The sequence below is a fragment of the Actinomycetota bacterium genome, from assembly GCA_005774595.1.
In the GTDB taxonomy this organism is placed as follows: domain Bacteria; phylum Actinomycetota; class Coriobacteriia; order Anaerosomatales; family D1FN1-002; genus D1FN1-002.
In genome coordinates, this window is the sequence record VAUM01000125.1 from 1 (window position 1) to 5106 (window position 5106).

Annotated in this window: 6 protein-coding genes; all 6 read right to left on the minus strand. The window is 71.2% G+C overall.

Annotated elements, in window-relative coordinates:
- Positions 1–180, minus strand: a 180-nt coding sequence (locus FDZ70_06145) for a hypothetical protein (GenBank protein TLM76807.1), incomplete at its 3' end; no start/stop codon positions are given.
- Positions 177–794 carry a CDP-diacylglycerol--glycerol-3-phosphate 3-phosphatidyltransferase gene (gene pgsA, locus FDZ70_06150; GenBank protein TLM76812.1) on the minus strand — a complete coding sequence of 206 codons (618 nt, stop codon included), beginning with the start codon at positions 792–794 and terminating at the stop codon, positions 177–179. The genes FDZ70_06145 and pgsA, both read right to left, overlap by 4 nt.
- Before the next feature lie 8 nt (positions 795–802).
- On the minus strand, positions 803–2101 hold the full coding sequence (rimO, locus tag FDZ70_06155; protein TLM76808.1) for a 30S ribosomal protein S12 methylthiotransferase RimO: 1299 nt from the start codon (positions 2099–2101) through the stop codon (positions 803–805).
- Between the two features lie 14 nt (positions 2102–2115).
- On the minus strand, positions 2116–2613 hold the full coding sequence (locus FDZ70_06160; GenBank protein ID TLM76809.1) for a YajQ family cyclic di-GMP-binding protein: 498 nt from the start codon (positions 2611–2613) through the stop codon (positions 2116–2118).
- 41 nt (positions 2614–2654) lie between these two features.
- Positions 2655–3467 carry a DUF4115 domain-containing protein gene (locus FDZ70_06165; GenBank protein ID TLM76810.1) on the minus strand — a complete coding sequence of 271 codons (813 nt, stop codon included), beginning with the start codon at positions 3465–3467 and terminating at the stop codon, positions 2655–2657.
- Positions 3464–5106: DNA translocase FtsK (locus tag FDZ70_06170; GenBank protein TLM76811.1), on the minus strand; the 1643-nt coding region annotated here is incomplete at its 5' end. The genes FDZ70_06165 and FDZ70_06170, both read right to left, overlap by 4 nt.

Below are 5106 nucleotides of genomic sequence, written 5' to 3' on the forward strand. Positions count from 1 at the left end.
GCGGGGGAGGGGCGCCGAGGGCGCCGCGGCGTCGTCGCGCAGGCGCGCCGTCTCGCCGCGCGCGTAGCGGGCCGCCGTGAGCGGGGCCGCGACGTCCGCGGCGTTCGTGTCGCCGTTGATGCCGAGGAGCAGCCCCGTGCCGACGGTGACGACCGCCGCTGTGCGACCGCCTGCGGTCACGACGCGCGGCCGGCGTTCCAGGGGCCGGTGAGCACGTCGCGGGCGTGGTAGAAGTACGCGACCATCGACCAGATCGTCAGCGCGACCGCGGCGGCCATCGCGGCCCACGAGAACCACTGCACGGCTACCGGCAGCCAGGCGCCGTCGAGACCGATGAGGGCCGAGTCCTTCACGATGAACGCCGTGATCGCCACGATCTGCATCACCGTCTTGGCCTTGCCGAAATGCGACGCGGCAATCACCTTGCCCTCGGCGACCGCGACCATGCGCAGTCCCGAGACGATCAGTTCGCGCGCGACGATCACGATCGCGATCCATGACGGCAACGCGTCGAGGTCCACGAGTGCGAACAGCGCCGCTGTGACGAGGAGCTTGTCGGCCAGCGGGTCGATGAACTTGCCGAAGGTCGTGACCTCGTTGCGGCTGCGCGCGAGGTAGCCGTCGACCGCGTCCGTCGCGGCCAGCACCGTGAAGATGACCGCGGCGATCCACGGCTTCGCGGCCTCCCAGGCGGCCGGCTCGGGCACGAGCGAGATCCACTCGCCCAGCAGGACGACGAGGAACACTGGGATGAAGACCATCCGTGCGATGGTCACGCGGTTGGCCGCGTTCATCGGGAGCATCAGCGGGACTTCAGCCTCTCGCCGGCAAGGTCGTATCCGAGAGCGTCGGTGATGCGGACGCGTACGATGTCGCCCGCCGAGGCGGGTCCGTCCAACGATACCACCCCGTCGACCTCGGGGGCCTGGCCCCGCCAACGGCCGACGGTCGCACCGTCCTCGTCCACGCCGTCCACGAGCACCTCGAGCGTCTCCCCTACCCGCTCGGCGGCCTTCGCGAAGCCGATGCGGTCGGCGGTCTCGCGAACGCGGTTCGCACGCGCGACGCGCTCGCGCGCGGGGACGCGCGGCCGCATGCGGGCGGCCGGAGTGCCGTCCTCGGGCGAGTACGCGAACACGCCCGCGTAGTCGATGCGGGCTTCCTCGAGGAAGTCCTCGAGGAGGGCGAGGTCCGCCTCGGTCTCGCCGGGGAAGCCCGCGATGAGCGAGGTGCGCAGCACGATGCCTGGGACCGCCTCACGGATGCGGGCGATGAGCGCGAGGTGCGACTCGGCGTCGCCGGTCCGGCCCATACGGCGCAGGACGTCGCGCGAGGCGTGCTGGAGCGGCAGGTCGAGGTAGCGGCAGACGGCCGGCACGGTCGCGATGGCGTCGAGCAGGTCGCATGTGATGCCGTCGGGCTGGACGTACATGAGGCGCAGCCAGTCGAGGTCCTCGATGGCGCCCAGTGTGCGGACGACGTCGGCGAGCGTCTCGTGCCCGCCGAGGTCCCTGCCCCACGAGGAGATGTCCTGGCCGACGAGCACGACCTCGCGCGCGCGTGCGCGGACGAGCGCGCGCGCCTCGTGCTCGATCTCGCGCAGCGGCGTGCTGCGGTACCGGCCGCGGATGGCGGGGATGGTGCAGTACGCGCAGGCGCGGAAGCACCCGTCGCTGACCTTGAGGTACGCCGACGGTCCGACCACGGCACGCTCCGGGCCGTCGCCCGGCGCAGGCTGCAGGCCGGACAGCGCGAAGAGGTACTTGAGCAGCTCGTGCTCCTCGGCCACCGGGATGAACGCGTCCACCTCGGGCAGCTCCGCGACGAGGTCGCGGCCGTACCGGGACGGCAGGCATCCCGCGACGACGAGCTTGCGCCCCTCGCCCGCCGGCTTCCACCTCAGCGCGAGGTCGAGGGTGTGCTCGATCGCCTCCTCGGCGGCCTCACGGATGAAGGCGCAGGTGTTCAGGATGGTGACGTCGGCGGCGTCTTCGTCGGCGGTCAGCTCGGCGCCGGTCAGCGCCACGAGCGCGGCCATCTTCTCGGAGTCGACCTCGTTCTTGGGGCAGCCGAGGGTGACGATGCGGACGCGGACGGTCATGGGCGACTTCGCCGCTAGCGGTAGTTGACGAACTGGAGCGGCAGGCCGTAGTCGGCCTCGCGCAGCAGCCGGATGACGGCCTGCAACTCGTCCTTGCTCGCGGCCGAGACGCGCAGCTTGTCGCCCTCGATCTGCGACTTCACCTTGAGCTTGCTGTCGCGGATGTCCTTCCCGATGCGCTTGGCGGTGTCCGCGTCGATGCCGGATACGATGGCGCCGACACATCGCACCGCGCCGCCGGACGCGGGCTCGTTGGCTCCCCAGCGCACCGCGGTGAGGTCGATCTCGCGGCGGACGAGCTTGGTGTTGAGCACGTCGAGCACCTGGCGCAGGACGAAGTCGCTCGGCGCCGTGATCGTGAAGGCGTGGCCGTGCTTGTCGAGCTCGAGCTTCGCGCCCGAGTCCTTGAGGTCGAAGCGCTGCGACAGCTCGCGCAGGGTCTGCTGGAAGGCGTTGTCGACCTCCTGCATGTCGACCTGGCTGACGACGTCGAAGCTGCTGTCCTTGGCCATCGTTGCGGTGATCCTTCCGTGGAGGGTCGCTTCAGGGAGCGCTACTGTTCGGCGGTGATGACGATCGTGGGCACCTTGCCGATGGTCTGCGGCTTCTCGGTGACCTGCGTGCCGTCGCGGTAGACGACGGTCGCCGAGGGGCGGCCCATGCCGACGGACGCCTCGGACTTGACCAGCCAGGTCTTCGTGTCGCCGTCGGTCATCATGCCCTCGTACGCGCGCAGCCCGTCGACCTTGACGATCGTCCAGGACGCCTGGCCCTTCTTGACCGTGACCTTGAGCTCGAACTCGGCGCCGACCGGGGTCGCGCCCGTCGGCGTGATCGCGGGCTCGGGGGCGTCGACGACGCCGGGCGTGCCGGTCGCCGTCACGGCGGCCGTGGCGGACACTCCGGGCGTGACGGTCTCGGTGGGTGAGACGGGCAGCGGGGTCGGCCCGGTGTCGCGCGGGGCGGCGACGAACCGCGAGATACCCCAGATCGCCAGCGCCGCCGCGGCGATGACGCCTGCGATGAGCAGCGCGGTGCGCATCGGGATGAGGTGGAGCTCCTCGCGCCGCGGGACCTGCTGGTCGGGCCGCTTGAGGCTGCGGTCCGCCGCGCCGCCGCCGCCCGGGATCGGGACGCCGGACTCGCGCCGGTGGATGTCGAGCAGCGGCTCGGCGGGGATCTCGAGGTACCTCGCGTAGCTGAGGATGTAGCCGCGCACGTAGGCGGGGCTCGGCAGGCGGTCGGTCTCGCCCTTCTCGAGCGCCTCGATCAGGCGGCCGCGGATCTTCGTGGCGGCCTCGACCTCGGCGATCGAGCGGCCGGCCCTGCGGCGTTCGGCGGCGAGCGCGTCGCCCAGCTCGCTCACGCGTCTCCCCCCTTGAGCGCGTCCTGCCGCTCGAACGCCCGGATGGCCTCGAGCCCCTCGACGTCGACGAGGACCTCGCGGGGCTTGCTGCCGTCGGGCGGGCCGACGATGCCCTTCGCCTCGAGCATGTCCATGATGCGCCCGGCGCGGGCGTACCCGACCTTGAAGCGCCGCTGGATCATCGAGGTCGAGCCCATGCCGGTCGTCACCACGACGTCGGCCGCCTCCCACACCAGCGGGTCGTCGTCCTCGCCCGTGTCCACTCCTCCGCCGGCGGCCGCGACCTTGAGGTGCAGGATCTCCTCGTGGTAGTCGGGCTCGCCCTGACCTTTGAGATGCTCGACGATGCGCACCGTCTCGTCCTCGGACACGAACGCGCCCTGGATGCGCTTGGGCTTCGGCCACTGCGGGGTCGAGAACAGCATGTCGCCCATGCCGATGAGGCGCTCGGCGCCCGAGGTGTCGAGGATGACGCGCGAGTCGATCGCGGTCGCGACGTTGAACGCGATGCGGTTGGTGATGTTCGCCTTGATGAGGCCGGTGACGACGTTGGCCTCGGGACGCTGGGTCGCCACGACGAGGTGGATGCCGGCGGCCCGGGCCAGTTGGGCGATGCGCACGATGGAGTCCTCGACCTCGCGGGCCGCGACCATCATGAGGTCGGCGAGCTCGTCGATGACGATGACCAGGTACGGCAGCGGCTCGGCTCCCTCGCCCGCCTTGCCTTGGCTGACGAGCACGTTGTACTGGAGCGTGTTGCGTGCGCCGGACTTCTGGAGCAGCTTGAGGCGCCGCGCCATCTCGTCGACCGCCCACGCGAGCGCGCTGGCCGCCTCCTTGATCTCGGTGACGACCGGGACGTAGAGATGCGGCACGCCGTTGTACAGCGACAGTTCGATGCGCTTCGGGTCGATGAGGATGAGGCGCACCTCGGACGGTGTCGCGCGCATGAGCAGCGTCGTGAGCAGGGTGTTGATGCACACCGACTTGCCGGTCCCGGTAGCGCCGGCGATGAGCAGGTGCGGCATCTTGGCGAGGTCCGCCACGACGCTCTCACCGGACACGTCCTTGCCGATGAGCAGCGCGAGCGGGCCCTCGTCGGTCAGCCGCGCGGCGGCGAAGGTGTCGCCGAGGGTGACGGTGGCGCGGCGGTCGTTCGGGACCTCGAAGCCGATGAGCGACTTGCCCGGGATTGGCGCGAGGATGCGGATCGTGGGCGCGGCGAGCGCGAGCGCCATGTCGTCGGAGAGCGCCGTGATGCGGTGGACCTTGACGCCCTTGGCGATCTGGATCTCGAACATCGTCACCGTCGGGCCGGGGATCCACTCGACCACGCGCGCCTGGATGTCGAAGGTCGCGAGCGTCGCCTCGATGACGTCGGCGGTCTCGCGCAGCTCCTTCTCGGTCGCCTGATGCTTGCCGGCCGAGGATGGCGTGAGCGCGAGCATCGACAGCGGGGGCAGGTCGAACCCGTCGGTCCGGCGTGCGGGCGCGGACTTGGCGACCGGCTCGGTGGCGCGGCGCGCCTCGGGGTCGGACCCGGCCGCGACCGGCGCCGCAGCGCGCTTGCGGCCGACGGGTGGCACGTCGTCGAAGACGTCGGTCTCGAGCGGGACGGGCTTGGTGCGCTGCCGTGAGC